We start from the raw sequence: 26,406 nt of genomic DNA on the forward strand, positions 1-26,406 counted from the left end.
AAGGGAACGGCCGTCCGGCCGCTCCACCCCGCACCACAGCGGCTAAGGTTAGCCTTACCTTACAGTTGCGTGGGAGGGGGGTCGCCCCGTCCCCCGGGAAGGGCGGGGCACACAGTGGAACTGCGCGTCGAGCAGCTCACCGCCGGATACGCCGGCCGCACGGTCGTCGACAAGGTCGAGTTGACGATCGGCTCCGGCCAGGTGGTGGCCGTGGTCGGACCCAACGGCTGCGGGAAGTCGACCCTGCTGCGGACGATGGCCCGCCTGCACGAGCCCGCCTCCGGGCGGATCCTGGCCGACGGCGACGACGTGTGGCGGATGCGGCAGCGCGAGACGGCCCACCGCATCGCCCTGCTCCCCCAGTCGCCCCAGGCACCGGAGGCCGTCACGGTCGCGGGCCTGGTGCGCTACGGACGCCACCCGCACCAGGGCCTGTTCCGCCAGTGGTCGCGCGACGACGAGCGGGCGGTGGCGGAGGCGCTCGACGCCACCGGCACCACCGCCCTGGCCGACCGCCGGCTCGACGAGCTCTCCGGCGGCCAGCGCCAACGCTGCTGGCTCGCCATGGTCCTTGCCCAGGAGACCCCGGTCGTGCTGCTCGACGAGCCCACCAGCGCGCTCGACATCGGCCACGCCGTGGAGGTGCTCGACCTGGTCCGCGCGATCGCCGCGGGCGGGCGTACCGTCGTCATGGTCGTGCACGACCTCGCCGCCGCGGCGCGCTACGCCGACACGGTTGTCGCCATGCGGGACGGTCGTGTGGTGGCCTGCGGGCCGCCGCGCGAGACCATTGACGCCGCGCTGGTGCGTGAGCTGTACGGGATTGATACGGAGATTCTGTTTGCGTCGTCGGACGGAGCGCCGGTTGTCGTGCCGACCGCTGGCGTGGGCGCCCTTGGCAGTTGAGCACTCCGCAGGAATTGCGGTCTATCACCCGCGGGCGCGTCGTGGCTTGTCGCGCAGTTCCCCGCGCCCCTTCGGGGCGCAAACCCGGCTCCCTGCCCCCACGGCCCGGAAGGATCCGATCGCGTGTCGGCCACCCACCCCACACCCGGACCCGCCGAAGACGCCCGTGCCGTGGCCACCCGGCTCACCGGGCTGGCCGCCGTCGGTGCGCGCCCGCTGTCCGGTGCTCTCAGTGAAGTCGCCCTGGACGGCGGGCGCCTCGTCGTCGTCAAGTGGGACGGCGCGCCGGGGGCGGTGCGGGCCGAGGCTGCGGGTCTGCGCTGGCTCGCCGCCGCCGGGACGGTCCGCGTTCCCACCGTGCACGGTCACGACGGGCGTTGGCTGGTGACGGACCGGGTCCCGATCGGCCGGGCGAGCGCCGAGGGAGCCCGGCGGTTCGGCCGCGATCTGGCCGCCCTGCACGCCACCGGCGCGCCCGCCTTCGGCGCCCCGCCGCCCGACGGCCCCGTGGACGCGTACATCGGGCTCGCCCCCATGCGCAACGTCCCCGGCGACGACTGGCCGGGCTGGTACGCCGAGCACCGCGTGCTGCCCTATCTGCGCCGCGCGGTCGACGACGGCACGATCCGGGGCGCCGAAGCGCCCGTGATCGAGCGCGTCTGCGAGCGGCTGCCCGACCTGGCAGGACCCGCCGAACCGCCCGCCCGCCTGCACGGCGACCTCTGGAACGGCAACGTGCTCTGGAGCGCCGACGGACACGCCTGGCTGATCGACCCGGCGGCCCACGGCGGCCACCGGGAGACCGACCTCGCGATGCTCGCCCTCTTCGGCTGCCCGCACCTGGAACGGATCCTCGACGCCTACCACCAGGCGGCACCGCTCGCCGACGGCTGGCGGGACCGCGTCGGCCTGCACCAGCTCTTCCCGCTCCTGGTCCACACCGTGCTCTTCGGCCGCGGATACGCCGAGCGGGCCCTGGCCGCCGCCCGCACGGCCCTGGCGGGCTGACCCCGTCAGCGCAGGTCGAGCCGCATCAGGACCCGAGGGTGCCCGGCGAGCACCGAGGTGGTGTCGGCGGCATGGACGAACCCCGCGCGTTCGAAGTTCTTCCGGATCCCGGCGTACGCCATCGTCAGGTCGACCCTCTCGTCACCACTGTCCAAGGGATACGCCTCGATCGCGGGCGCCCCCTGTGCGCGGGCGAACTCCACCGCACCGGCGATCAGGGCGTGCGAGATCCCCTGCTTCCGGTGGCCGGGGCGTACCCGGATGCACCACAGCGACCACACCGGCAGGTCGTCGACGTGCGGGATCTTCCGGCTGCGCGCGAAGGACGTGTCCGAACGCGGCGCCACGGCGGCCCAGCCGACCGGCTCGTCACCGTCGTAGGCGAGCACTCCCGGAGCGGGCTCCGCGCGGCACAGGCCCGCGACGTACGCACCCCGGTCCGGCCCGCGCAGCTCGTTGTTGAGCTCGGAGGGGATCCGGTAGCTCAGGCACCAGCAGACATTGGCGTCGGGCGACTTCGGGCCGATCAGCGTCCGGACGTCGTCGAAGGCCGAGGCCGGGCGTACATCGATGGTCATGGAGCCACGGTGTCATGACGTACGTGAACGCGCCGTGGCCCGGACCCCGCCAGACGGCTCACCAGGCCCGTCTGAGAAATCCCGAAAAAGTTCGGGCGAGGATGTCGAGAACCCGTGACCGGCTCCGTCCCCGCCATGAACGCGGCCACAATGGGTCGCACGAGCACCGAGGAGAACACGATGGCCAAGTACCTGCTGCTCAAGCACTACCGCGGCGCCCCGGCAGCGGTGAACGACGTGCCCATGGACCAGTGGACGCCGGAGGAGATCTCGGCCCACGTGCAGTTCATGAACGACTTCGCGGCCCGCCTCGAGAAGACCGGCGAGTTCGTCGACGGTCAGGCGCTCGCCCCGGAAGGCACGTGGGTCCGGTACGACGGCGAGGGAAGGCCGCCGGTCACCGACGGCCCGTTCGCCGAGACCAAGGACCTCATCGCCGGCTGGATGGTGATCGACGTCGACAGCTACGAGCGCGCCGTCGAGCTGGCCGGTGAGCTGTCGGCCGCCCCCGGAAAGGACGGGAAGCCGATCCACGAATGGCTGGAGCTGCGTCCGTTCCTGACCGCGCCGCCCACCGTCCCGGAGTGCCTCGTCCATGGATGAGGCACTGCTCCGCAGCCTCACCCCGAGCGTGCTCACGATCCTCGTCCGCCGCGGAGCCGACTTCGCGGCGGCCGAGGACGCCGTGCAGGACGCCCTGGTCGAGGCGGTCCGCGCCTGGCCCGCCGATCCTTCCCCAAGCTCTCGGCTGCGCTCGAGCAGGGGAGACCCCATTCAGGATCCCAAGGGCTGGCTGGTCACCGTGGCCTGGCGCAAGTTCCTCGACGCGGCCCGCGCGGACACCGCCCGCCGCCGACGCGAGGACCACGTCAACCAGGAGCCCGCACCCGGACCCGCGCCCTCGGCGGACGACACGCTCCAGCTCTACTTCCTGTGCGCCCACCCGTCGCTGACCCCCTCGTCCGCGGTCGCGCTCACGCTGCGCGCCATCGGCGGGCTCACCACCCGCCAGATCGCCCAGGCCTACCTGGTGCCCGAGGCGACCATGGCGCAGCGCATCAGCCGGGCCAAGCGCACCGTCTCGGGACATGGGGTCTCCCCTGCTCGAGCGCAGCCGAGAGCTCGGGGAAGGTTCGACAAGCCCGGCGACGTCGCCACGGTGCTGCGCGTCCTCTACCTGGTCTTCAACGAGGGTTACTCCGGTGACGTCGACCTCGCCGCGGAGGCCATCCGGCTCACCCGGCAGTTGGCGGCCGCGATCGACCACCCGGAGGTGGCGGGGCTGCTCGCCCTCATGCTGCTCCACCACGCCCGGCGCGCCGCCCGGACCGCGCCCGACGGCAGCCTGGTGCCGCTCGCCGAGCAGGACCGCGGCCGGTGGGACACCAGGATGATCGCCGAGGGCGTCGCGGTCCTGCAGGCGGCGCTCGCCCGCGACCGCCTGGGCGAGTTCCAGGCCCAGGCCGCCGTCGCGGCACTCCACGCCGACGCGCCCACCGCCGAGGAGACCGACTGGGTGCAGATCGTCGAGTGGTACGACGAGCTCGCGCGCCTGACCGACAGCCCGGTCGTCCGGCTCAACCGCGCGGTGGCCCTCGGCGAGGCCGACGGCCCGCGCGCCGGACTGGCCGCGCTCGCGGCCCTGGACGACACCCTGCCCCGCCACACCGCGGTGGCCGCGTACCTCCACGAGCGCGACGGCGACCTGGCAACGGCGGCACGCCTGTACGCCGAGGCGGCCCACAAGGCCCCCCACCTCGCCGAACGCGACCACCTGACACGCCAGGCCGCCCGGCTCAACGCCCAGCTGCGCCACTGACGGGGACGGAGTCAGGCGCCGCCGCCCGCCGCGCTTGAGCCCGATGGCTTGCGGACCCGGGTCCGGGGCAGCCGCGTCGCCCCGGCGGCGGCGAGCAGGCAGAAGGCGAGCACCCACCAGAAGGTGTCGGCGAACGCCCAGGAGACGTCCGGGCCGCGGGCGGAGAGGCGGTTCTGGAGGACCACGGCGAGGGCGGCGGTGCCGACCGAACCGCCCACGGTGTTGAGCAGGTTGAGCGCTCCGGAGGCGCGGGGCAGGTGCTCGGGTTCGATGCGGCTGTAGACGATGTTCATGACGGGCGCGCCGATCATGGCCATCCCGACGCCGCGCACCGCGAGCGCCGCGGCGATCACGGCGTCCGGGGGCTCGTGGCCGAGCTGGGTGAACGGGGCCGTGCCGATGAGGATCAGCACGATGCCGGTGACGACCAGGGTCCGGGGCGCGACCTTGTCGATGGTGCGGTTGACGAGGACCGAACCGGCGGCCGCGCCGAGCCCTTGGGGGGCGAGCAGGAGTCCGGCCTCCCACGCCGAGAGGCCGCGCCCGGTCTGGAAGTACAGCGGCAGCAGGAACATGGTGCCGAACACCGACGCGCCCAGGACGAGCAGCGCGAGCGCGGCGGCGCCGAAGGGCGGCCGGGCGAACAGGCGCGGGTCGACCAGCGGTGTGCCGCGGGTCCGCAGGCCGTGCACGGCGAAGGCGGCCAGCATCGCCAGGCCCGCCGCGATGCCGATCACGGCCGGAAGGGTGCGGTGGTGGGCGACCTCGGTCAGGCCGAACACCAGGACGGCCAGGCCGGGTGAGAGGAGCGCCGCCCCTCTCAGGTCGAACGCCGTCCGGCGCGTCGACGGCGGTACGGCGGGCACGTGCCGGCGGGCCAGGAGCACCGCGGCCACGCCGACGGGCAGGTTGACCAGGAACAGCCACGGCCAGGACGCCACGCCGAGGATGGTGCCGCCGACCAGCGGGCCGAGGACCGGGGACAGGAGCGGGACGACCGCCACGACGCTGATGACGCGCCCGGTGCGCTCCTTGCCCGCGACGCGGGCGAGGAGCGCCTGCCCGGTGGCGGGAAGCAGTCCGCCACCGAGGCCCTGGACCACCCGGAACACGATCAGGCTCGTCGCCGACCAGGCGAGCGCGCACAGCAGCGAGCCGAGCAGGAAGACGCCCACGGCGGCGAGCCAGGTCCTGCGGCCGCCGAACCGCTCGGCGAGCCAGCCGGACGCGGGCACGGCGGCCACGACCGCGAGGAGGTAGGCGGTGGACACCCACTGGATCTCGGCGACGGACGCGCCGAACTCCCCGGCCAGACTGTCGATGCCGACGCTGACGATCGTGGCGTCGATGGTGGCCATGAACGTGCCGAGCACCAGGATGAACGCGATGCGCAGCAGGTGTGCGTCGACGCGGTCGGACGGTGGCGTGGTGTGCGTGGGCGCGCTCATCGGCGCTCCACGAGGTCGAGCACGTCGTCGTCGAGGTGGCCGCTCAACGTGCGCAGCAGGTCGAGCAGTTCCTCGGCGAGCCCGTCGGCGTCCACCCCGGCGCGGTGCGCGAGCACGCCGGTCCAGCCGTCGCCGTCGGGCATGACCGTGAGGGTGACGGGGTGGTGGGTGGCCTCGCGGAAGCGGGTTCCGACGACCGTGAGGCCGGGGGCGGGTTCGCGGATGCGGTCCGGGTCGACGGGATAGTTCTCGAACACCACCAGGCTGTCGAAGAGGCGGCGGCGCCCGGTGAGCCGTTCCAGGTCGGGCAGGGCGACATGGTGGTGTTCGGCCAGGGCCCGCTGCCGTGCCTGGAGATCGGTGAGTACGTCGGCGAGTGTGCCGCCGAGTCGTGCGCGCACCGGCACGGTGTTGGCGAGGAGGCCGATGATCTCTTCGACGCCTTCGAGGTCCGGGGGACGGCAGGCGACCATGGCGCCGAAGCAGACGTCCGCGCGGCCGGAGCGCCGGGCGAGCAGCACCGCCCACGCGCCCTGCACCAGGGTGTTGCGGGTCAGGCCGCGCCGCGCGGCGAGGTGGGCGAGGTCGGCCACCAGTGCCGCGTCGAACGTGATGAGCGTGGGCTCCTGCCAGGCGGGGCCCGGTGTGCCGCCGCCCAGGTAGTCGCCCTCGGGCAGGCCGTCGAGCTCGGTGGCCCAGGCGTCGAGGTCGGGTTCGTGGTCGGCGCGCCAGCGCAGGTAGTCGGCGAACGGCACGGGGGCGGGCAGGTCCGGTGCCTCGCCGCGGATCCGCGCCGTGTAGAGGTCGAACAGCTCGGTGAGGATGCGCGGGGCCGACCAGCCGTCGGACAGCACATGATGGGTCGTCAGGACCAGGTCGGCGCGCTCGGGGCCGCGGCGGATCACGGTCAGGCGGACGAGCGGGCCCGCGGCGAGGTCGAACGGCTCGGCCAGGTCGGCCGCGAGGACCTCGTCGACGGGGCCGTCCGTCACGCGGCAGTCCGGCCAGGGCGACTTGGGGATCACCGCGAGGTCGGCGGGGAACACGGCGCCCAGGTTCGGGTGCCGGGCGAGCAGGTCGGCGCCCGCGGCGTGCAGGGCGTCGACGTCGAGCGGTCCCGCCAGGGAGAACGTGGACTGCACGGTGTACGGGTCGGGGCGCTCGGTGCGCGAGTGCCGCAGCATCACCTCCTGGAGCGGAGTGAGCGCTTGCACCTCGGCGATCGGGTGGCCGTGGTCGAGGGCCTGGAGCTCCGGTGCGGCGGCGGTGCGCAGGAGCGCGGCCCGCAGGTGCTCGGCCAGGTCCTCGATCTCGGCGGCGGTGAACAGCGCGGCCGGCCACGTGATGCGGAGCCCGAGCGCGTCGTCGCGCACCAGGGCGTTGACCATCAGGCTGTGCGGCAGGGGCAGCGCGTCGGTGCCGCCCGAGCCGAGCGGGTCGGCGTCCGGGGGTGCCTGCCACGGCGTCTCCTCGGCGGGGGCGCCGGGGAACTGGCCGAGGTAGTTCCAGGCGACCTCCGGTGCGACGGGGTCGAGGAGGCCCGCCGTGGTGAGGATGCCGTGGCCGAGGCCGTCGCCCTGCGCACGCAGCCGCTCCCTGACGGCCCGCACGTCGTCGTCCGCGTCGAGCCGGACGGGGTGGACGGCGGTGAACCAGCCGACGGTCTGGGACAGATCGACCTGCGGCGGGCGGCCGTGGGACTCCAGCGCGACGAGGAGTTCGGGGGTGCCGCGCCAGGCCCGTACCGCCTGGGCGAGCGCGGTGAGCAGCACGGCGTCCGGTGTGGTGCGGTGGGCGGCGGGCAGGGTCGTGATCAGGGCGCGGGTCGGCGCGGTGTCGAGCCGGAGCTCGTGGTGGCGCGCGGTGGCCACGGTGTCCCGGGCGGGGTCGAGCGGGCGGGTGAGGGGCCGGGTGGCGGTCATCCGCCGCCAGTGCGGCAGTTCGGCCCGCCGGTCGGCCGCGCGCAGCGACCGCGCCCAGGCGAGGAACGGCTGGCCGTTCCGGGCCAACTCCCCACCGGCGTAGGCGTGTTCCACGTCGTCGAGGAGGACGCGCCAGGACACACCGTCGACGACCAGGTGGTGGGCGATCAGGGCGAGCCTGCCGGGCCGGTCGGGTCCGGCGTCCACCCAGAGGGCGCGCAGCAGCGGACCGGTGCGCGGGTCCATCGACGCGCGGACCGCGGCGACGCGGGAGTCGACGAGGGCCCGCAGGTCGTCCGTCGCCGGTACGCAGTGCAGCGCGTCGTCCGTCGCCGGTACGCGGGTCAGCACGTCGGCCCCGGTGACGGCGCCGACCGGCGGGATGTGCAGGGCGTCGTCGGCCAGGCGGGCCCGCAGGACGTCGTGCCGGGCCAGGACCGCGTCGAGCACGGACCGCCAGGTCGCCTCCTCGCCGCCCGCCGGTACGCAGACCTCCACCCACTGGCAGAAGCCGTCGGCGGCGGTGCCCGCGCGGCGCAGCAGGTCCCGCATGAGCGGGGTCAGCGGCGCGTCGCCGACCGCGGGTCCCTCATCGCCGCGCAGAGCGCGGGCCCGGGCCGCGATCCCGGCGACGGTCCCGCCGTCGAACACGTCCCGCGCGGTCAGGCCGAGCCCTTGGCGGCGGGCCCGCGACACCACTTGCAGCGACACGATGCTGTCGCCGCCGATGGCGAAGAAGTCGTCGTCGGGGCCGATGGCGTCGGTGCCGAGGACGTCCCGGAACACGCCGAGCAGCACCGCTTCGGCGGGCGTGGCGGGTGCGCGGCGCTCGGCGGCCGTCGTCCCGGGGTCGGGCAGCGCGGCGGAGTCGAGCTTGCCGCTGGGGCTCAGCGGGAGGCGGTCGATCGGCACGAGCGCCGTCGGCACCATGTGGTCGGGCAACTCCTCGGCCAGGTGGGCGCGGACGCGCGCGCAGTCCAGGTCCGCGTCGTCGGTCGGGATGACGTAGCCGACGAGCCTGCCCTCGCGGACGATCACCGCGCAGGCGCGTACGTCGGGGTGGCGGGTCAGGGTGGACTCGATCTCGCCGAGCTCCACCCGGAAGCCGCGGATCTTGATCTGGTGGTCGGCGCGGCCGAGGAACACCAGCTGTCCGTCCGGCCGCCACCGCACCAGGTCGCCGGTGCGGTAGAGCCGCTCGCCGGGCGCGCCGAACGGGTCGGCCACGAACGCGGCGGCGGTGAGCCCCGGACGGCCGAGGTAGCCGCGGGCCAGGCTCGGCCCGCCGAGGTACAGCTCGCCGGTGACGCCGACGCCGACCGGCTGGAGGCCGCCGTCGAGGACGTAGGCGCGGACGTTCGGGTCGGGCCGTCCGATCGGCAGCGGCCCCGCGTCGTCGGGATCGTAGTGCCAGGTCACGGAGTTGATGGTGACCTCGGTGGGGCCGTAGGCGTTGAAGAGGGCCCTGCGGCCCCGGCCCCAGCGCCGGGCGAGCTCGGGGTCGAGGCGCTCGGCGCCGACGACGAAGAACACGTCGGGGTCGACGGTGCGGTCGTCGGGCATCGCGGCCAGGAACGACGGCAGCAGGTTCACCCCGGTCACCCGGTGTTCGACGATGTAGTCGAGCAGTTCGTCGCCGGGGACGCGCACCTCCTCGGGGGCGATGACGGACGTGCCGCCGGAGAGCAGCGGCACCATGGTCTGCCAGAACGCGACGTCGAAGCTCGTCGACGCGAAGTGCAGATAGCGGTCGTGCTCGGTGACCCCCACGACCTCCTCCTGGAGCGCGATCAGGTCGGGCACGCCGCGGTGGGTCACGCCGACGCCCTTGGGGCGCCCGGTGGTGCCGGAGGTGTAGATGACGTAGGCGAGCGCGTCGTCGGTGAGCCGGGCGCGGGCCTCGGCCGGGTCGGTGTCGGGTACGGAGGCGAGGGTGTCCGGGTCGTCGAGGCGCAGGACCGGCATGTCGCCCTGCTCGCCGGGCAGTTCGGCGCCGGTCGTCACGGCGGCGGCCGGGGCGATGTCGTCGAGCATGTACGCGAGCCGGTCCCGCGGATAGCTCGGGTCCAGCGGTACGTACACCGCGCCCGCCTTGGCCACGCCGAACAGCGCCACCGTCATCTCGACGTCGCGTCCGAGCAGGACCGCGACCGGGTCCTGGGGCCGGACACCGCACTGGATCAGCGCGTGGGCGAGGCGGTTGGCCCGCCGGTCCAGCTCGGCGTAGCTGAGGCTGCGGTCGCGGCAGACCAGGGCCTCTGCGTCGGGCTTGCGGCGCACCCAGGACGCGAACTCCTCCAGCCAGGGGCCGCGGGCCTTGGCGGGCACGGTCTCGCTGCCGGTGCGCAGCATCCGCTCGCGCTCGTCCGCGTCGAGCAGGGGCAGGCCGAGCGCGGGGCGCCCCGGGTCGTCGACGAGCTCCTTCAAGAGGTGGTGCAGCCAGCGGCCGTAGTCGCGCACGGTCGCCTCGGCGAAGGCGCTCGGCTGGTAGCCGAGGCCGATCGTGATCTCGTCGTCGGGGATCACGATCACGGTCAGGGCGTAGTGCGTGGCGTCGGTGATGTCCACGCCCGCCAGGTCGAGACCGGGGGCCAGCGGAGTGCGCTTCCGGCTGGACAGCGGGAAGTTCTCCATCACCAGCATCGTGTCGAAGAGTTCGCCGACGCCCACCGCCCGCTGGATCTCGGGCAGGCCGACGTGGTGGTGGTCGGCGAGCGCCACGCTCTCGGCGTGTACGTCCGCCATCAGGTCCCGCGCGGTGCGGTCCTGGGTGTGCCGCACGCGTACCGGGATCGTGGTGCCGAGCTGGCCGATCATCGACTCCACGCCGTCGACCTCGGCGGGCCGCCCGGACACCGGGCAGCCGAACACGACGTCGCGGCGTCCGGTGAGCCTGCCGAGCAGCAGGCCCCACGCCGTCTGGAGCACCGTGGTCAGGGTGACGCCCTCCGCCCGGGCGAACGCGCGCAGGCGGTCGCTGAACTCGCGGCCCAGGGCGACGCTCACGCGGTCGGGCCGCTCGACGCCGGTCCCGGTGCTCGCGGAGGCGAGCCGCGTCGCGCCGTCGACCCCGGCGAGGGCGGTGCGCCACACGGCGAGCGACGCGTCCCGGTCCCGGCCCGCCAGCCACCGGAAGTACTCCGGGAGCTGCGGGGCCGTGGGGGCCGCGGGGCCGCCGCCCAGTTCGGCGTAGAGGGCGAGCAGGGTGCGGCCGACCAGCGGCATCGACCAGCCGTCGAGCAGGGCGTGGTGATTGGTGATCACCAGCTTGTGCTCGGCGGGGCCGACCCGGGACAGCAGGAAGCGGATCAGCGGCGGCCGCGCCGGGTCGAAGGGCCGCGTCAGCTCGGCGCGGGCGGCCTCGGGGAACCGGTCGTCCTGCCGCCAGTCCAGGGCGACGTCGGCGGGGATCACCTGCACCACGTCGTCCCCGGCCGTGCCCAGGTACACCCGCAGCGCGGGGTGGCGGCGCAGCAGTTCGCGCGCGGCCGCCGCCATCCGGTCCGGGTCGAGGTCGCCGACCAGGGTGGTGACGGCCTGGACGACGTAGACGTCGGTGTCCTGCTCGTCGCGGAGCAGGGTGTGGAAGGACAGGCCGACCTGGAGCGGTGTGGCGGGCAGTACGTCGGCGACGCGGCCGGTGTGTTCGAGGGCGTCGATGGCGGCCTGGTCGAGGTCGACCAGCGGCAGGTCGGACGGGGTGAGTCCGCCGGAGGTGTGGCGCGCGTGCTCGGCCAGTGCGTCGAGGGCCGTGGCCCAGGCCGTCTGGAGGGCGGTGACGGCGTCGGCGCCGAGCACCTTGGTCGCGGCCGTCCACTCCACGGCGAGCCGGGGCGCGCCTTCCTCGTGGACGAAGCAGTTGAGGGCGAGGACCTGCTCCAGCGCCTTGTCGTCGGGCTCGGTCACGGAGAAGGCGTCGCGCTCCGGCAGCCGCCATCCGGTGGCGCTCAGCGGGGCGAACCGGCCCAGGTAGTTGAGGAGGACGTCCGGCGGCGGGGTGGCCGCGAGCTCGGCTCGGGCCTGCGGGTCGAGGTGGCGCAGGACGCCGTACCCGATGCCGCCGTCGGGGACGCCGCGCCGGGCTTCCTTGGCGGCGCGCAGCACCTGCCCCACGTCGCCCACAGCGGGGACGCGGACGGGGTACTCGCTGGTGAACCAGCCGACCGTGCGGGACAGTTCGAGGTGTTCGCGGCCGTGCCCCTCCATCGTGACGGTCATCGCGTCGCCGCCGACGCCCCAGTTCCGCAGGGCGAGCACGAGCGCGGCGAGGAGCACCTCGTCGACACCGGCGCGGTAGGCCGCGGGCAGCGTGGTCAGGAGGGCGTCGGTGACGTCGGGCGGGGCCACGGTGACGGACCGGTGGGCGGTCGCCACGGTGTCCTGCGCCTGGTCGAGCGGCCGGCCGGCGAGGCGGGTCGCGGAGCCGAGGGCGCGGCGCCAGTGGTCGAGTTCGCCGCGCCGCGCGCCGGACGCGCCCTGCTCGGCGAGGAGCAGCGCGTGCCGCCGCCACGACGTGCCGACCGGGTCGAGGGTGCCGCCCGTGCAGGCCGTGTGCAGGTCGGGCAGCAGGACGCGCCAGGAGACGCCGTCCACGGCCAGGTGGTGTACGACGACGACCAGCTGGTCCGGTGTGGCGTCGCCGGTGCGCACCAGGACGGCCCGCAGCAGGTCGCCCGAGCGCGGGTCGAGCTCGCCGGCGAGGCGCTGGGCCAGGGCGGTCGCGTCCTCGCCGTGGACCTCGTTGACGACGGCGCGCACCGTGCCGCGGGGCAGTACCTCAAGGCCTTCGTCCACCCTGAGGCGCAGTGCGTCGTGGTGGTCGAGCACGGCCTGCACGCCCTTGGCCAGGGCGTCAAAAGCGAGTGCGTCGACGCGCAGGGCGGTCCACTGGGCGTAGCCGGCGATGACGTCGAGGTCCTGGTGCGGGTCGAGGAGGCCGCGCACGATCGGCGGCGCGGGCACGGGACCCGTCGGCTCGTCCACCTCGCCGGGGGTGTCCGCCACCGCGTCGGCGGAGGCGGCAAGGGCGGCGAAGCTGCGGCGCGCGAGCAGGTCCCGCGGCCGCAGTTCGATGCCGCGCGCCCGCAGTCGGCTGCTGACGGCGATGGCGGTGATGCTGTCGCCGCCGAGGGCGAAGAAGTCGTCGTCCACACCGACCCGTTCGACCTCGAAGACCTCGGCGAGGACGGCGCACAGCAGCCGTTCGCGTTCGGTGCGCGGCTCGCGTCCGCCGCCGGACGCCGCGGGCGCGGGCAGGGCGGCGCGGTCGAGCTTGCCGTTGGGCGTGAGCGGCAGCGCGTCGAGGACCACCACGGCCGCGGGCACCAGGTGCTCGGGCAGCAGCTCGGCCAGGCGGGCGCGCACGGCGTCCCCGGTGACCGGCAGAGGTGCGGCGTCCCCGGCGGCCGAGGACGACACCACGTAGCCGATCAGGCGCGACGACCGCACCGTTGTGGCCGCCGCGGTCACGCCGGGCACCGCGCCGAGGGCGGCCTCGACCTCGCCCGTCTCCACCCGGTGGCCACGGATCTTGATCTGCCCGTCGCCGCGGCCCAGGTAGGCGAGGCCGCGTCCGGGCACCCAGCGGGCCAGGTCGCCGGTGCGGTACATCCGCTCCCCCGGCGCGCCGAACGGGTCGGCGACGAAGCGCTCGGCGCTCGCCGCGGGGCGGCCGAGGTAGCCGCGGGCCAACTGCGGTCCCGCCAGGTACAGCTCGCCCGCCGTGCCGTGCGGCACCGGCTGCAGCGCGTGGTCGAGGAGGTGGATCCGGGTGCCCGCGAGGGGGTGGCCGATCGTCGGCCCGTCGCCTTCGACCCGGCCGACGGTGCTGGTCACCGTGGCCTCGGTCGGCCCGTACATGTTGCGCGCGGCGATCCCCGCGTCGGCGACCCGCCGCCACAGCGCCGGCGGGGTGGCCTCGCCGCCGAGGACGAGGAGGGCGGGCCGCAGGTCCAGGAGGCCGCCGTCGATGAGCGGCGCGGCCATCGACGGCGTGGTGTCCACGATGTCGATGCCGTCGCGGGCGTACGCGGCGAGCAGCGCGGCGGCGTCGCGGGCGGTCTCGGCGTCGTACACGTGCAGTTCATGCCCGCACAACAGCCACACCAGGTGCTCGAAGGCGGAGTCGAAGGCGAACGAGTAGGTGTGGGCGGCGCGCAGGCGCCGGCCCACGGCGCCCTCGGTCTCGGCGACGACCGTCGTCCACTGGTGGTGCAGGAGCGCGGCGAGGCCGCCGACCCGGCCGAGGACGCCCTTGGGGCGGCCGGTCGAACCGGAGGTGTGGATCACGTAGGCGAGGTGCTCGGGGTGGCGGGGCGCGGCCAGCTCGTCGGCCCGCAGCGGCGCGGCGGACAGCACGGCGGCCTCGTCGAGCAGGGCGGCCCACGGCAGTCCGTCGAGGGTGCCGTCGGTGAGGACGAGGGCGGGTCGGGTGTCGTCGACGAGTTCGCGCAGCCGCTCGGCCGGGTGCGCGACGTCCAGGGGCTGGAACGCGGCGCCCGCGTCGAGGACCGCGAGCAGCGCGACCACCAGGTCCGCGGAGCGCGGAAGGGCCAGGGCCACGATGTCGTCGGGCCCGATCCCGCGGGCCCGCAGCGCGCGGGCGACGCGGTGCACCCGGCCCGCGAGGTCCTGGGCGGAGAGGCGTTCGGCGCCGCACACCAGGGCGGTGTGCCCGGGGTCGGCGGCCACCATCGCGTCGAACGCGGTCGGCACGTCCACCGGCGTGCCGGGCAGGGCGGGCGGACACCAGTCGGCAAGCAGCCGCGCCACGTCGTCGGCCAGGGCGACCTGGCCCACGCGCAGGCCGTCGACGAGCCCGGCCAGCAGGGCCCGGAGCCCCGACAGCTTGCCGTCGACCGCGGCCTGGTCGTTCGTGCGGGCGTCGACCTCGAAGCCGAGGAGGAGCCCGCCGTCGCGGGTCGGCAGGACGCTCAGGCCCATGTCCTCCGGAGGGCCGCCCGCGACGTTGCGCATCACCCCGGCGGCCCCGGCGAAGTCCAGCGTCAGGTCGAACGCCTTGAGGTTGATGCCGCGCCCGTGCAGCAGCGCGCCCGCGCCCGGCACGCCCAGGTCGCGCGGCAGGTCCTCGCCCCGGTAGCGCTGGTGGTCGCGCATCTCCTTCATCGCGGCGGCCACGCGGCGGCTCAGCTCGCCCAGGCCGTCGCCGGCGCGCACGGTCACCCGCAGCGGCAGCACGTTGACGGCCATGGCGGGGGTGCGGAGTTCGGCGGAGCCCGTGCGGCACATCAGGGGCAGCGCGAACACCACGTCGGTGCGGCCCAGGACGCGGTGCAGATAGGCCGCGTACCCGGCGATCAGCGCCTCGCCCCAGGTGACGCCCGCCTCGTCGGCGAACGCGCGAAGGCGGGCCGTCTCCTCGGGCGTGACGACCGCGCGGGCGGTCAGGGTGCGCTCGGGCGGACCCGCGACGGCGTCGGTGTCGCCGAGGTCGGGCAGCGGCGTGAACCGCTCGACCCAGTACGCGCGGTCCTCGGCGGCCCGGTCGCTGTCCCGGTACGCCCGGTCGGCGGCGACGAGCGCGGCGAGCGAGCCGAAGGTCGACGGCGTCGGCTCGGTCCCGCGGACCAGGGCGGTGTAGCGGGCGGCGGTGCGGCGGGCGAGCATCGCGGCGGTGTACCCGTCGAAGACCAGGTGGTGGCCGAGCTGGGTGTACCAGACCTCGCGGTCGGAGAGCCGGATGACGGTGCGTGCGTACAGCGGCCGGTCCACCATGCCGCGGCACGCCTCGGCCGCCCGGGTCCGCTCGGCCTCGACGCGCGCGGCCGCCGCGGCGGCGGGGTCGGCCGCGCCGCTGACGTCGACCACCTCGGGTGCCGCGACCGGCTCGTCGCTGACCTGCTGGCGCGGTCCGTCAGGCGTGTCGTACACCCGAAGGCGCAGGCTCTCGGCCTCCTCGGTGGTCGCGCGGACCGCCTCGACGAGCGCGTCGACGTCCACGGGTCCGCCGCCGGATATCTCCACCACGTCGCCGACCACGTAGTACGGCGAGTCCGGCTCGAGGCGCTGCGCGTTCCAGATGCCCGTCTGGGCCCTGGTCAGGTCGAGCGGCCCGTGGGGCGACACGCTTGCGGTGCTCAATTCACTCTCCTTGCAGTGTGGGGACGACCATCGGCGTGTCCGTCACGGGGTCGGGGACGATGACGCTCGGCAGGTCGAAGACGTCCTTGATGAGCGCGGCGTCCACGACGCTTCCGGGCTCGCCCTCGGCGACCACCCGGCCGTCCTTCATGGCGACCAGGTGGTCGGCGAACCGGCAGGCCTGGTTGATGTCGTGCAGGACGGCGATCACCGTGCGGCCCTGGTCGCGCAGCCTGGCGAGCAGGCCGAGGAGTTGGTACTGGTGCGTGATGTCCAGGAACGACGTCGGCTCGTCGAGCAGCAGGTACGGCGTCTCCTGGGCGAGCACCATCGCCATCCAGACCCGCTGGCGCTGTCCGCCGGAGAGCTGCTGCACGGGCCGGTCGGCCAGGTCGTCGACGCCCGCGGCGGCCATGGCCCCGGCGACGGCCTCCTCGTCCCGCGCCGACCACAGGGCGAGCAGCGACTGGTGCGGGAAGCGGCCCCGGCCGACCAGTTGGCGGACCTTGATGTCCTCGGGGGCCAGCGGATCCTGCGGCAGGAAGCCGAGTTGCTTGGCCAGTGCCTTGGTGCCGTAGCCGCCGACCTCGCGGCCGTCGAGCTCGACGTGCCCGGCGTCGGGGCGGAGGAGGCGGACGAGGGCCCGCAACAGGGTGGACTTCCCGCAGGCGTTGGGGCCCACGATGGCGGTGAACGCGCCGTCGGGGACGTCCAGGCTGAGCCGGGTGGACACCACCCGGTCTCCGTAGCGCAGGGTGATCTCCCGCGCGGTCAGGCGTGCGGTCACGCGCGCCCCACCTCCTTGGTCAGCAGCCAGATCAGGTAGCAGCCGCCGATCGCGGTGCTCACCACTCCGACCGGCAGGGCGACGGGCGCGAGCAGCATCTGGGCGATCAGGTCGGCGCCTTGGAGCAGCACCGCCCCGGTCAGCGCGGCCGGGAGCAGCGGCACTCCGGGCGCGCCCGCGAGCCTGCGGCCGATCTGCGGGGCGGCGAGCGCGATGAACGCGATCGGACCGGCCACCGCGGTGACCGTCGCCGTGCAGCCGACGCCGACGAGGACCATCAACAGGCGCAGCCGGTCGAGCCCGACGCCTGTGGTCACCGCGACGGCGTCGCCGAGCGACGCCTGGTGCATGGCGTGCGCCCGGGCGGCCATGAGCGCGAGCAGCACGGCGATCACCGTGAACGGGATCCCCAGGTCGTCCCAGCCGACGCCGTTGAGCGAACCCGCGCTCCAGCCGACCGCGGCGATCGCCACCTCCAGGTCGGCGCGCAGCACGATCCACGAGTTGAGCGCGGTCACCATCGCGTTGACCGCGACGCCGATCACCACGAGCCGCAGCCCGGAGAAGCCCCGGTCGTACGCGAGCAGGTAGATCACGGCGGCGACGGCCAGGCCGCCGAGCACCGAGCCGACGGCGAGCTGCGCGGACGTGCCCGAGAGGACGGTGAGGGCGACCAGGGTGCCGGTGTAGGCGCCCGCGTCGAGGCCGATCACGTCCGGGCTGCCCATCGGGTTGCGGGTGAGGTTCTGGAAGATCGCCCCGGCCACGCCGAGCGCGGCGCCGAAGACGAGGGCGGCGAGGACCCGCGGCAGCCGCCAGTCCTGGATCACGACGGAGGGCTCCGCGCCGCTCAGCGCGGCGAACACTTCGCGGGGGCTCGACCAGGACGCCCCGTAGCACAGGCCGAGCAGACCGAGGCCGAGCATCAGCCCGGTCAGCACCGCGACGAGGACCACCGTGCGGCGTTCGACCCGCAGTCCGCGTACGGCCATGACGCTCCCCCGCCGCGCCCGCACGGCGGTCGGCTCCCGCACGCTCACAGCGCCCCCGTCCCGTGGCGGCGGACCGCCCAGATCAGCATGGGCCCGCCGAGGAACGCGGTCACGATGGCGACCGGCACCTCGCCGGTGGGCAGCAGGACCCGCGACCCCATGTCGGCGATCAGGAGCAGGATCGGGCCGAGCACCATCGTGTAGAGGATCAGCCACGGCACCGAGCCCCCCGCGGGCCTGCGGACCAGGTGCGGCACGATCAGGCCGACGAACAGGATCGGCCCGGCCACCGCCGTCGCCGCGCCGCTGAGCACGGTGATCAGGACGAGCGCGGCGGCCCGCACCCGGCCCACGCCCGCGCCCAGCGTCTGCGCCACGGTCTCGCCGAGGGTCAGGACGTTGAGCGCGCGGCTCAGCAGCAGCGCGCCGAGCAGGCACACCCCGATCGCCGTCAACGGCAGGGCAAGCGGCGCCTGTTCGCGGGCGGCGAGCGAGCCGACCGACCAGAACCGGTAGGTGTCGAAGACGTCCGGGAGCATCAGGCGCAGGCCGAGCGCGACGCCGCTGAGGACGGCGGTCAGGGCCACACCGGCGAGCACCAGGCGCAGCGGTGAGCGCCGGCCGACCGCGGCGACGAGGAGCGCCGCGAGCACGGATCCCGCGACGGCGAAGCCCAGTTCGCCCGCCTGCCCGCCGGTCAGGCCGAGCGCCGAGCCGACGGTGATGGCGAACCCGGCGCCCGCGGTGACCCCGAGGATGCCGGGCTCGGCCAGCGGATTGCGGGCCAGGGTCTGGATCAGCGCGCCCGCCACCGCGAGCGCCGCGCCCACGGCGACGGCGAGGAGCGCGCGCGGCGCCCGGACGTCCCGCACGATGACGTGGTCGTCGGTGCCCTGGTAGGCGAACAGCGCGCGCAGGACCTCGCTCGGCGGGACCGAGCGGGCGCCGACGCCGATGCTGACGACGGCGACCACCGCGAGGAGCACCAGGCCGCCGACGAGCAGGCCGGTCCGCGGTACGGACCGCTCGGCGGGGGCCGCTTCGGGCCGCTCGGCGGGGGCGGGACCGGGCGTGGTGGGTGCCGCATCGGACGCGCGGCCCGCGGCGGTCACCGCTTCAGGAGCGGAGCGAACGACTTGTCGATCGCGTCCAGGGTCTGCATGGCCTGCCCGTAGGTCGCGGCCTCGGTGTAGCGGACGGGGAAGGTCTTCCCGGCCTTGACGGCGGGCAGGTTCTTCCACAGCTTCGAGTCCATGACGTACTGCACCGACTTGGGGACGCTGCCGTCGGCCTGGACGGAGTAGGTGATGGCGTCGGCGTCGCGCAGCGAGGCCGGGAGCTCCTCGATCGAGGGGTACTCGCTGACGGCCTGCGAGCCGGGGCCCGGCTTCTTGACCTTGCCGTAGTACGTCGCGCCGATGTCCTCGGCGATGTTGGTGCCCCACGAACCGCTGAACTCGCGCTGGAAGGTGCCCTTGGCGGACTCGCCGTACGCGCCGACGTGGCCCAGCTTCAGCTTCGGCAGCACGTGCTTGTACTTCTTCTTGAGCTCCGCCGCCTTGGTCTCGTACTTCTTCTGCACGGCGTCGAACCGCTCGAGGGAGCCCGCGGCGTCGGCCTGCTTGCGGGACAGCTTGCGCCACGCGGACGGCACGGTCGGGCCGATCGCCACGACCGGGGCGATGGACTTCAGGCGCTTGACGTCGATGTCGCCGAGCACCGGCGCGGGCACGCCGATGACGATCAGGTCGGGCTCGGCCTCGGCGATGGCCTCGTAGTTGGTCTCGGTCGCCTGCTCGCCCGCCACCTTGGGGAGCTTCTTGTACGTGGCGAGGTCCTGCTTGCTCATCATGGGCTCGCCGCGCTTCCACGACGAGATCCCGACCAGCGGCGCGTGCGCCTCGATCATGGCGGGCACGGCGTAGCCGGTGGCCACCACGCGCTTCGGCTCGGCCGGGATCTTGATCTTGCCGTTGTCCGCGGCGAACACCCGCGTCCCGCCCTTCGCGGCGGAGTCCGACCCGTCCTTCGACGACCCGCATCCGGTCAGGACCAGGGCCAGCGCGACGGCGCCGGCCAGGCCCGACGATCTGCGTATCGACATGTGATGCTCCTTGCTCTCGGTGCCCTTGAAGGACTGGTCAGTGGTCGTGCTCGTCGTCGAAGTCGGCGACGCCGCGCTTCCAGTAGCCGGTGATGTCGTGGTCGGCCTTGTCCAGGCGCAGTTCGTCGCGGACCCAGCGGCGCAGCGGTTTGATCTGTCCGGCCTCGCCGGCGGCCCACACGTAGAGGGGCTCGCCCTCGGGGACGGTCACCGCCATCACGGCCTGGGCGAGCGCGTCACCGGTGCCCGGCGGACGGTCGCCGCGGTGCAGCCAGCGCACCTGCACGCCCTCGGGCGCGGCGAGCTCGATCTCCTGGGTGGCGTCGGCGACTTCGACGAACGCCCAGCCCTTGGCGCTTCTGGGCAGCTCCTCCAGCCAGCGTGCGACGGCGGGCAGCGCCGTGATGTCACCGGCGAGCAAATAGCGGTCGTAGGCGTGCGGGACGATCAGTCCGCCGGGCGGTCCCGCGACGTGCAGGACGGCGCCCGGCTCGACCGCGCTCGCCCAGTCCGACGCGAGGCCGCCCTCGTGCGGGGCGATGTCGATGTCGATCTCGCCCGTGCCGGGGTCGTAGCGGCGCACGGTGTACTCGCGCGAGGTGGGTCCTGGCCGCGGCCAGCGCAGCATCGTCCCGTTCGGCTCGGGCAGGCGCAGGGAGCCGTCCGGCTCCGGGAAGAGCAGTTTCACGTGCTCGTCCGGCGAGTGGGCCTCGAAGCCTTCCGTGCCCGCCCCGCCCAGGGTCACCCGGAGCAGTCCGGTGCCGACCATGGCGGTGCGCACGACCTCGGTCTCCCGGATGCGGATCGGGTAGCCGACCTTCTCGGCGTGGCGGCCCGCCCGGACCTCCGCGATGCGCTCCAGGTGCCGGTCCCTGTGGTCCTGGAGCGTCATGCGGCACCACCCGTCAACAGCGCCGTCCAGTGCCCCAGTTCGGGCCGCTCGGCCAGGTCGGGGAACTCCAGCGCGGTGGCGCCGCCGGCGCGCCAGCGCTCGACCAGGATCATCATCCGCACCGAGTCCAGGCCGAGGTCGACCAGGTCCTCCTCGGGGGCGATCTCGGCGGGGTCGCAGTCGAGCAGTTCCGCGACGTCGGCGCGGACGCGTTCGGGCGACAGGGGTGGGCTCATCGGGTGGCTCCTACGGGGATGGACTCCGACGGCACGGACGGCGCGCCAGCGGCAGTGATCACCAAACTCAGGTAAGGCTAACCTAATTACTAATGCTGATCACATGCAAGCGAGCCGTGGGGGGGGGGGGGGCCCCCCGCGCCCGCCGGGGGGTGGGTCGGGGGTAGGTTGGGGGCTCGGGAGCGGACGGCTCGCCGCGGCTGGGGATGACTACGCGTTACCTGAGCGCGCTACGGCGCACAGACCACCCGGGTGGTGGGGGTGGTGAAGATGCCGTCCTTCTTTCCCCGGCCCTCGTCGTACTCGTAGTAGACGTACGAGTCGAAGGCGATGTTGCCGTTGCAGCCCGAGTCCGCCGCGACGTCGACGGGCAGCGTGACGGTGCGGGTCTGGCCGGGCGCGACCGGAACCGCGTAGCTGAAGGTCAGGGCGGTGGTGCCGGCGCCGGTGCAGGTGACTCCCGTGCCGCTGCAGGCCCCGAAGGCGAACTTCAGGTCGGGGCGCTGGGTGGTGGCCCAGGTGGGCTGCATCGACTGGTAGACGAACCAGATGTCGGTCGCCTGGTTGTTGGTGAAGGTCATCGTGACAGTGACCGCCGAGCCCGGAGTGACGCTGGCCTGGTCGACGCTGAACGTGACATCGGCGGCGGCGGAGTCGGCCTGCGCGGTCTGCCCGAACCCCAGGGCGAGACAGAAGGCGAAAAAGGCGGCGAGGCCGATACGCCGCAGGTGTGTGATGCGCATGGGCGTGGAGAGTAGGAGGGGGCCCGCGGGCCGTCTCCCCCTCGCGCCTTGTGAACGGCCGCACATGTCTCATCCACGCGGCCTCCGGCGCCCTTCACATAGCGCGCTTCTCCCCTTGCGCCCCGCATACGCCGACGCCCCGCGCTCGTCCCTTCGGCCCCGCCCGCCGCAAGTGTCCGGTAGTCGCCGAACCAAGCGGTGGGACACCGGCGAGGTAACGGCGCGATTCCTCTCAGGGCGACGGGTCCGCGGGGACGGCGGTCAGGAGGTCCCGGACGACGGGACCGGCCGAGGCGCCGCCGGTGCGGCCCTTCTCGACGACGCAGGCGATGGCGACGTTGCCGCGGTGGGCGACCATCCAGCCGTTGTTGGGGGTGCCTTCGGACACCTCGGCGGTGCCGGTCTTCGCGCCGACGTCGCCCGGCAGTCCTGCGAGGATCCGGGCGGTGCCGTCGGTGACGGTCGTACGCATCATGGCCCGCAACTGGCCGACCACACGCGGCGGCAGGTCCTTCGTCACGGTCGTGTCCTGCTGGCCCCGCACGAGCGCGGGCTGCCGGAACGTGCCCGACACGGCGGTGGCCGTCACCGACGCCATCACCAGCGGGTTGGCGAGGACCCTGCCCTGCCCGATCATGGCCGCGGCCTTCTCGGTCTCGTCACGGGGTGCGGGCACGGCGCCGTCGAAGGACGGGATGCCGGTGCGCCACTTCTGCCCCATGCCGAAGTACCGGCCCGCCACCTCGCCCAGGCCGTCGTCGTCGAGCTCGTCGCGCAGGCCGATGAAGGCCGTGTTGCAGGACTCGGCGAAGTCCTCACGGAAGGTGGCACCGCGGTGTTCGGACTTCTCGACGTTGTGGAACTGCTTGCCGACGGTGAGGTAGCGGGGGCAGTCCACCGTGTCGCCCGGCTCGACGGCGTCCTTGAGGAGCAGCGCGCCGGTCGTGACGACCTTGAAGGTGGAGCCGGGCGCGTACGTGCCGGACAGGGCGCGGTTGAAGCCGCCGGCCGGGGAGTTGGCGACGGCCAGGATCTCGCCGTCGTCGACGCGCAGGGCGACGAGCGCGGCGTCCTTGCCCTTGGCCTTGGCGGCAAGGGCCCGCTCGGCCGCGGCCTGCCAGGCGGGGTCGATCGTGGTGGCGATCGGCTTCCTGGCGGCGCGGGTGGGCCGGGCGCCGAACGTGGCCTCCGTGCCGGTGACTTCGCCGCTGGTGCGGTCGACGCGCCGGACCGCGCCGCGCGGTCCCGCCCCGGCCGCGCCGGATGCCTGGGCCAGGACCGGACCCAGGGACGGATGGGTGTCGCCCGACAGGACCGCCCCCTTCCGGTCGGTGACCTCGGCCCCGCCGCCGTCCTCGCGCTCCAGGCGGAACTTCTCCGTGTCGCTGAGCTTCGGGTGGACGAGGGACAGCTTCCAGTCCACCGTCCAGTCGCCGTCGTCCCGCTTGCGCAGGGGCAGTTCGGAGCGGTAGGTCCAGGTGCCGAGGCCGGTGACCGGCATCCTGGCGGTGAAGGGGACCGTCACGGTGTCGTCCGCGTCGGCGGTGGCCTCGCCCGCCGTCAGCGCGGGCTTGCCGATGTCGAGCCCGACGGTGAAGTTGCGCAGCACCCGCTCCGCCTGGTCGGGGCTCGACGTCAGCCGGGCCGCGCGGGACATGCGGCCCGCCGCCCAGTCGGCCAGAAACGCCCGCGCCTTCGCCGTGGCCTCGGGCGCGGGTTCCGGGGAGTCCGCGGCGAAGGGGCCGAGCTCGGCCGCGTACGCCACACCCGTGGCGAGCACGACCGCGAGGGCCGTGGCGGCGGCCGTGCGGGCTTTCCGGGCGGAGGGCCCGCGGCCGTAGGTCGTGGTGCGTTCTGCGTCGGTCATCAGGGGCTCCTGGTGGTCGGCTGCGACAGGGCGGCTACGGCAGCGATGTGGCGACCACGGATGCCGCTTCGGCGATCAGCCGGTCGTCGGGGGCGGCGTCCTTGTCGCCGCGGTGCGACAGGATCGCGATGACGAGCGGGGCGGCATCGGGGCGCCACACGACGGCGATGTCGTTGCGGGCGCCGTAGTAGCTGCCGGTCCCGGTCTTGTCGCCGACCACCCAGTTCTTGGGGACCCCGGCCCTGATGACGTGGTCCCCGGTGGTGTTGGTCTTCAGCCAGGTGGCGAGCTGGGCGCGCTCGGGCTTGGCGAGGACATCGCCGAGTACGTACGCGCGCAGGTCCTTCGCCAGGGCGCGCGGCGTGCTCGTGTCGCGCTTCTCGCCCGGGACCCACCGGCTCAGGAACGGCTCGACGCGGTCCATCCGGGTCACGTCGTCGCCGATCCGCTCAAGGGCGGCGTCGAGGCCCTTGGGTCCGCCGAGCTTGTCGAACATCAGGTTGGCCGCGGTGTTGTCGCTGTAGCGCACGGCCGCGTCGCACAGCGCGCGCAGGGTCATGCCGGTGTCGACGTGCTTCTCGGTGACGGGAGAGTTGGCGATCAGGTCGTCCTTGGAGTACTTGACCACCTGGTCCATCCGGTCCGGCCCGTACTTGTTCAGCACTTCCGCCGCGGCCAGGGCCTTGAACGTGGAGTTGTACGCGAAGCGCCGGCTGTCGTTGTACGCGACCTCGCGGCCGGTGCCGGTGTCGACGGCGTACACGCCGAGCCGCGCGTCGAATGTGCGCTCCAGCTTCTTGAACGCGCGGGCGTACGACGCGCCGGCCCCCTTCGGCGCGGCCTCGTCGCGCCGGTCCGCGGGCGGCCGCTCGGCCGCCGAAGCCGGGGAGCCGTCCTGGCCGCAAGCCACGAGCGGGACGAGGGCGAAGGTGGCGAGCGCGGCGTGGACGGCCCGCCGGGCACGGGAGTGCTGCATGGTCAACCTCCAGGAAGCCCCGCACGCGGGGCGCGGGGGACGGAGCCGCACGGCGCCGTCCCGATGCGTGGTGATCAGTGCCGGGACCAGCCTCACCGCCGGTCGGTCATGCGGTCCAATACGCTTACGTGCGGTTTCATGCCGATCCGGCATAGGGATAGGGTGCGGGTGTGGATCTCGTGGGAGCGTGTCGCGCGTTCGTCAGCGTCAGTGAGCGCGGCAGCTTCACCGTCGGCGCGGCCGCCGCGCGGATGTCGCAGCCGGTGGCCAGCCGTCGCGTGGCCGCGCTCGAGGAGCGCTTCGGTGAGCCGTTGTTCGAGCGGACCTCGCGGCGGGCCGTGCTCACGCCCTTCGGCCGGGACCTGCTCCCGGCGGCCAGACAGCTCGTCCAGGCCGCCGACGTGCTGCTGCACGAGGCGGAAGCGGCCCACCGCAAGCCGTGGCGGCTCGCGGTCCCCGGCATCTGCGCCACGGCCGACCTGGCCCGCCTGGTCGCCGACGCACGCGGACACGGCGTCACGCTCGAACTGCGGGTCGCGCCGCCGACGCAGCGCACGGAGCTCATCCACGCACAGCAGGTGCGCGCCGCGCTGCTCGCGGTGCCCGAGGACGAGGCGACGTGGTCCGTACCGCTCGGCCTGGCCACCGCCCAGGACCCCGGCGTGAAGCGCGTCTACCTGGAGACCCTGCGGGTGGGCCGCGGCTCCCCCGCCCCGGCCCGCCGCGTCTGGATCCAGCCGGAGGACGACGTACCGCACATCCGCGACCCGCTGACCCGCCTGCGCGACGCGCTCGGCCTGCGCCCCGCGCAACTCGTCGCCGCGGCCGACCTGACGACCGCGGCCGCGAACGTCCTGTGCGCCCACGACCTGCTGCTCTGCTCCCCCGCGCAGGCCGGTGAACTCGGCCTGACCTGGCGGCCCATCGGCGAGATCACCCTCCGCCGGGGCTTCGCCCTCACGGCCGCGGCGGACGGCAACCCCCAGCACCTCCAGGCGCGCCTGGGCGAGGCCATCGCCCGCTGCCTCGGCACGGACGCCTGCTCCAAGCCCGACACCCCGGCGGTCACCACGAGAGGGACGACGACGTGAACACCGAGGCGCTGCTGCGCGACCTGCGCCAAGAGCTGCGCGACGGCGGCCTGCACGGCTGCTTCCTCGTACGGGACCTCGGCACGGGGGACGAACTGGGGCTTGAGCCCGACACCCAGCTGCCCGCCGCGTCCCTGGTCAAGATCCCGCTCGCGGTGGCGACCGCGGAGCGCATCCGCCGCGGCGAGCTCGACGGGGCGACCGCGCTCGACGTACAGCCGGGACGGATCAGCACGCCCGGGCCCACCGGCGTGAGCCGCTTCCGCCACCCCGCCCGCATCGCGATCGACGACCTGCTCTATCTGAGCACCGCCATCAGCGACGGGGCGGCCGCCGACGCGCTGTTCGACCTCACCCCGCCCGCCCGGGTCGCCGCCGTCCTCACCGACCTCGGCCTGCGCGGCTTCACCGTCCGGCACGGCATGCGCGAGCTCTCCGACACCCCCACCGAGCGCTTCACCGCCGCCCAGGTCCACCTCGCCCACGCCCTGGCCATCGACGCCGGCACCAGCGGCCGCGGGCACCGCCTTCCCCAGCTCGACACCACCCGCGCCAACACCGGCAGCGCCCGCGCCTACGTCGACCTGCTCCAGGCCCTGTGGACCCCGTCGGCCATCCACCCCGACGTGGCGGCGCGCGTACGCGACCTCATGGCCCACAACCTGATCCGGCACCGCCTCACCCCGGACTTCAGCTCCGACGCGACGACGTGGTCCTCCAAGACCGGCACGCTGCTCAACCTGCGCCACGAGATCGGCGTCGTGGAGCACGCCGACGGCCAGACCTTCGCCATCGCCGCGCTCACCGAATCCCTGGTCCCGGCCGGCGCCCAGCCCGGCGCCGACGCCCTCATGGCCCAGGTCGCCCGCGCGCTGCGGGACCACCTGCGGCAGCGCTAGGGCCTGTCCGACGGGTCGGCGGGCCGAACACCCCCGGC

Annotated in this window: 18 protein-coding genes; 6 read left to right on the plus strand and 12 right to left on the minus strand. The window is 74.4% G+C overall.

Going from position 1 to position 26,406, the window contains the following annotated elements:
• Nucleotides 1-114 precede the first annotated feature (114 nt).
• Both ACFWZ5_RS01465 and ACFWZ5_RS01470 read left to right on the plus strand, forming a co-directional pair.
• Nucleotides 115-906 carry an ABC transporter ATP-binding protein gene (locus tag ACFWZ5_RS01465; protein WP_384787362.1) on the plus strand — a complete coding sequence of 264 codons (792 nt, stop codon included), beginning with the start codon at nt 115-117 and terminating at the stop codon, nt 904-906.
• Nucleotides 907-1,029: 123 nt separating this feature from the next.
• Complete coding sequence (locus ACFWZ5_RS01470; protein WP_384787359.1) at nt 1,030-1,914, plus strand: fructosamine kinase family protein; 885 nt, start codon at nt 1,030-1,032, stop codon at nt 1,912-1,914.
• 5 nt (nt 1,915-1,919) lie between these two features.
• Here ACFWZ5_RS01470 and ACFWZ5_RS01475 read toward each other — a convergent pair whose 3' ends face one another.
• A complete protein-coding gene (locus tag ACFWZ5_RS01475) occupies nt 1,920-2,492 on the minus strand; it encodes a GNAT family N-acetyltransferase (RefSeq protein WP_384787356.1) in 573 nt (190 codons plus the stop codon).
• A 180-nt stretch (nt 2,493-2,672) separates the two neighbouring features.
• On the opposite strand from ACFWZ5_RS01475, the gene ACFWZ5_RS01480 reads away from it, so the two are divergent.
• Nucleotides 2,673-3,095 (plus strand): YciI family protein, encoded by a 423-nt coding sequence (locus ACFWZ5_RS01480; RefSeq protein ID WP_384787353.1) that lies wholly within the window; start codon nt 2,673-2,675, stop codon nt 3,093-3,095.
• Nucleotides 3,088-4,311 carry an RNA polymerase sigma factor gene (locus ACFWZ5_RS01485; protein ID WP_384787350.1) on the plus strand — a complete coding sequence of 408 codons (1,224 nt, stop codon included), beginning with the start codon at nt 3,088-3,090 and terminating at the stop codon, nt 4,309-4,311. The genes ACFWZ5_RS01480 and ACFWZ5_RS01485 overlap by 8 nt, the downstream gene beginning before the upstream one ends.
• A gap of 11 nt (nt 4,312-4,322) precedes the next feature.
• Here ACFWZ5_RS01485 and ACFWZ5_RS01490 read toward each other — a convergent pair whose 3' ends face one another.
• The 11 genes from ACFWZ5_RS01490 to bla all read right to left on the minus strand — a co-directional run bounded on the left by ACFWZ5_RS01490 (nt 4,323) and on the right by bla (nt 24,378).
• Nucleotides 4,323-5,759 (minus strand): MDR family MFS transporter, encoded by a 1,437-nt coding sequence (locus ACFWZ5_RS01490; RefSeq protein WP_384787347.1) that lies wholly within the window; start codon nt 5,757-5,759, stop codon nt 4,323-4,325.
• Nucleotides 5,756-15,781, minus strand: coding sequence for an amino acid adenylation domain-containing protein (locus ACFWZ5_RS01495; protein WP_384890079.1), 10,026 nt, complete (start codon nt 15,779-15,781; stop codon nt 5,756-5,758). The genes ACFWZ5_RS01490 and ACFWZ5_RS01495 overlap by 4 nt, the downstream gene beginning before the upstream one ends.
• A gap of 1 nt (nt 15,782) precedes the next feature.
• Nucleotides 15,783-16,568 (minus strand): ABC transporter ATP-binding protein, encoded by a 786-nt coding sequence (locus tag ACFWZ5_RS01500; protein WP_384787341.1) that lies wholly within the window; start codon nt 16,566-16,568, stop codon nt 15,783-15,785.
• Complete coding sequence (locus ACFWZ5_RS01505; RefSeq protein WP_384787338.1) at nt 16,565-17,560, minus strand: FecCD family ABC transporter permease; 996 nt, start codon at nt 17,558-17,560, stop codon at nt 16,565-16,567. Before ACFWZ5_RS01505 ends, ACFWZ5_RS01500 begins: the two co-directional genes overlap by 4 nt.
• A 44-nt stretch (nt 17,561-17,604) precedes the next feature.
• On the minus strand, nt 17,605-18,672 hold the full coding sequence (locus ACFWZ5_RS01510) for a FecCD family ABC transporter permease (protein ID WP_384890081.1): 1,068 nt from the start codon (nt 18,670-18,672) through the stop codon (nt 17,605-17,607).
• Complete coding sequence (locus ACFWZ5_RS01515; protein WP_384806740.1) at nt 18,669-19,664, minus strand: ABC transporter substrate-binding protein; 996 nt, start codon at nt 19,662-19,664, stop codon at nt 18,669-18,671. Before ACFWZ5_RS01515 ends, ACFWZ5_RS01510 begins: the two co-directional genes overlap by 4 nt.
• 37 nt (nt 19,665-19,701) lie before the next feature.
• On the minus strand, nt 19,702-20,556 hold the full coding sequence (locus tag ACFWZ5_RS01520) for a siderophore-interacting protein (protein ID WP_384806742.1): 855 nt from the start codon (nt 20,554-20,556) through the stop codon (nt 19,702-19,704).
• Entirely contained in the window at nt 20,553-20,792 is a 240-nt protein-coding gene (locus ACFWZ5_RS01525; RefSeq protein ID WP_384806744.1) for a phosphopantetheine-binding protein, read from the minus strand. The genes ACFWZ5_RS01520 and ACFWZ5_RS01525 overlap by 4 nt, the downstream gene beginning before the upstream one ends.
• 230 nt (nt 20,793-21,022) lie before the next feature.
• Nucleotides 21,023-21,535: a hypothetical protein gene (locus tag ACFWZ5_RS01530; protein ID WP_384787325.1), complete on the minus strand. Its 513-nt coding sequence runs from the start codon at nt 21,533-21,535 to the stop codon at nt 21,023-21,025.
• 232 nt (nt 21,536-21,767) lie between these two features.
• Nucleotides 21,768-23,402: a penicillin-binding transpeptidase domain-containing protein gene (locus tag ACFWZ5_RS01535; RefSeq protein WP_384787322.1), complete on the minus strand. Its 1,635-nt coding sequence runs from the start codon at nt 23,400-23,402 to the stop codon at nt 21,768-21,770.
• A 34-nt stretch (nt 23,403-23,436) separates the two neighbouring features.
• Nucleotides 23,437-24,378, minus strand: coding sequence for a class A beta-lactamase (gene bla / locus ACFWZ5_RS01540; RefSeq protein ID WP_384787319.1), 942 nt, complete (start codon nt 24,376-24,378; stop codon nt 23,437-23,439).
• A 170-nt stretch (nt 24,379-24,548) separates the two neighbouring features.
• On the opposite strand from bla, the gene ACFWZ5_RS01545 reads away from it, so the two are divergent.
• Together ACFWZ5_RS01545 and ACFWZ5_RS01550 are read left to right on the plus strand one after the other, a co-directional pair.
• Complete coding sequence (locus tag ACFWZ5_RS01545) at nt 24,549-25,469, plus strand: LysR family transcriptional regulator (RefSeq protein ID WP_384787316.1); 921 nt, start codon at nt 24,549-24,551, stop codon at nt 25,467-25,469.
• Nucleotides 25,466-26,368 (plus strand): serine hydrolase, encoded by a 903-nt coding sequence (locus ACFWZ5_RS01550; protein WP_384787313.1) that lies wholly within the window; start codon nt 25,466-25,468, stop codon nt 26,366-26,368. The genes ACFWZ5_RS01545 and ACFWZ5_RS01550 overlap by 4 nt, the downstream gene beginning before the upstream one ends.
• The last annotated feature ends 38 nt before the right edge of the window (nt 26,369-26,406 follow it).

Origin of the sequence: Streptomyces sp. NPDC059003 (assembly GCF_042740445.1) — a bacterium.
In the GTDB taxonomy this organism is placed as follows: Bacteria; Actinomycetota; Actinomycetes; order Streptomycetales; family Streptomycetaceae; genus Streptomyces.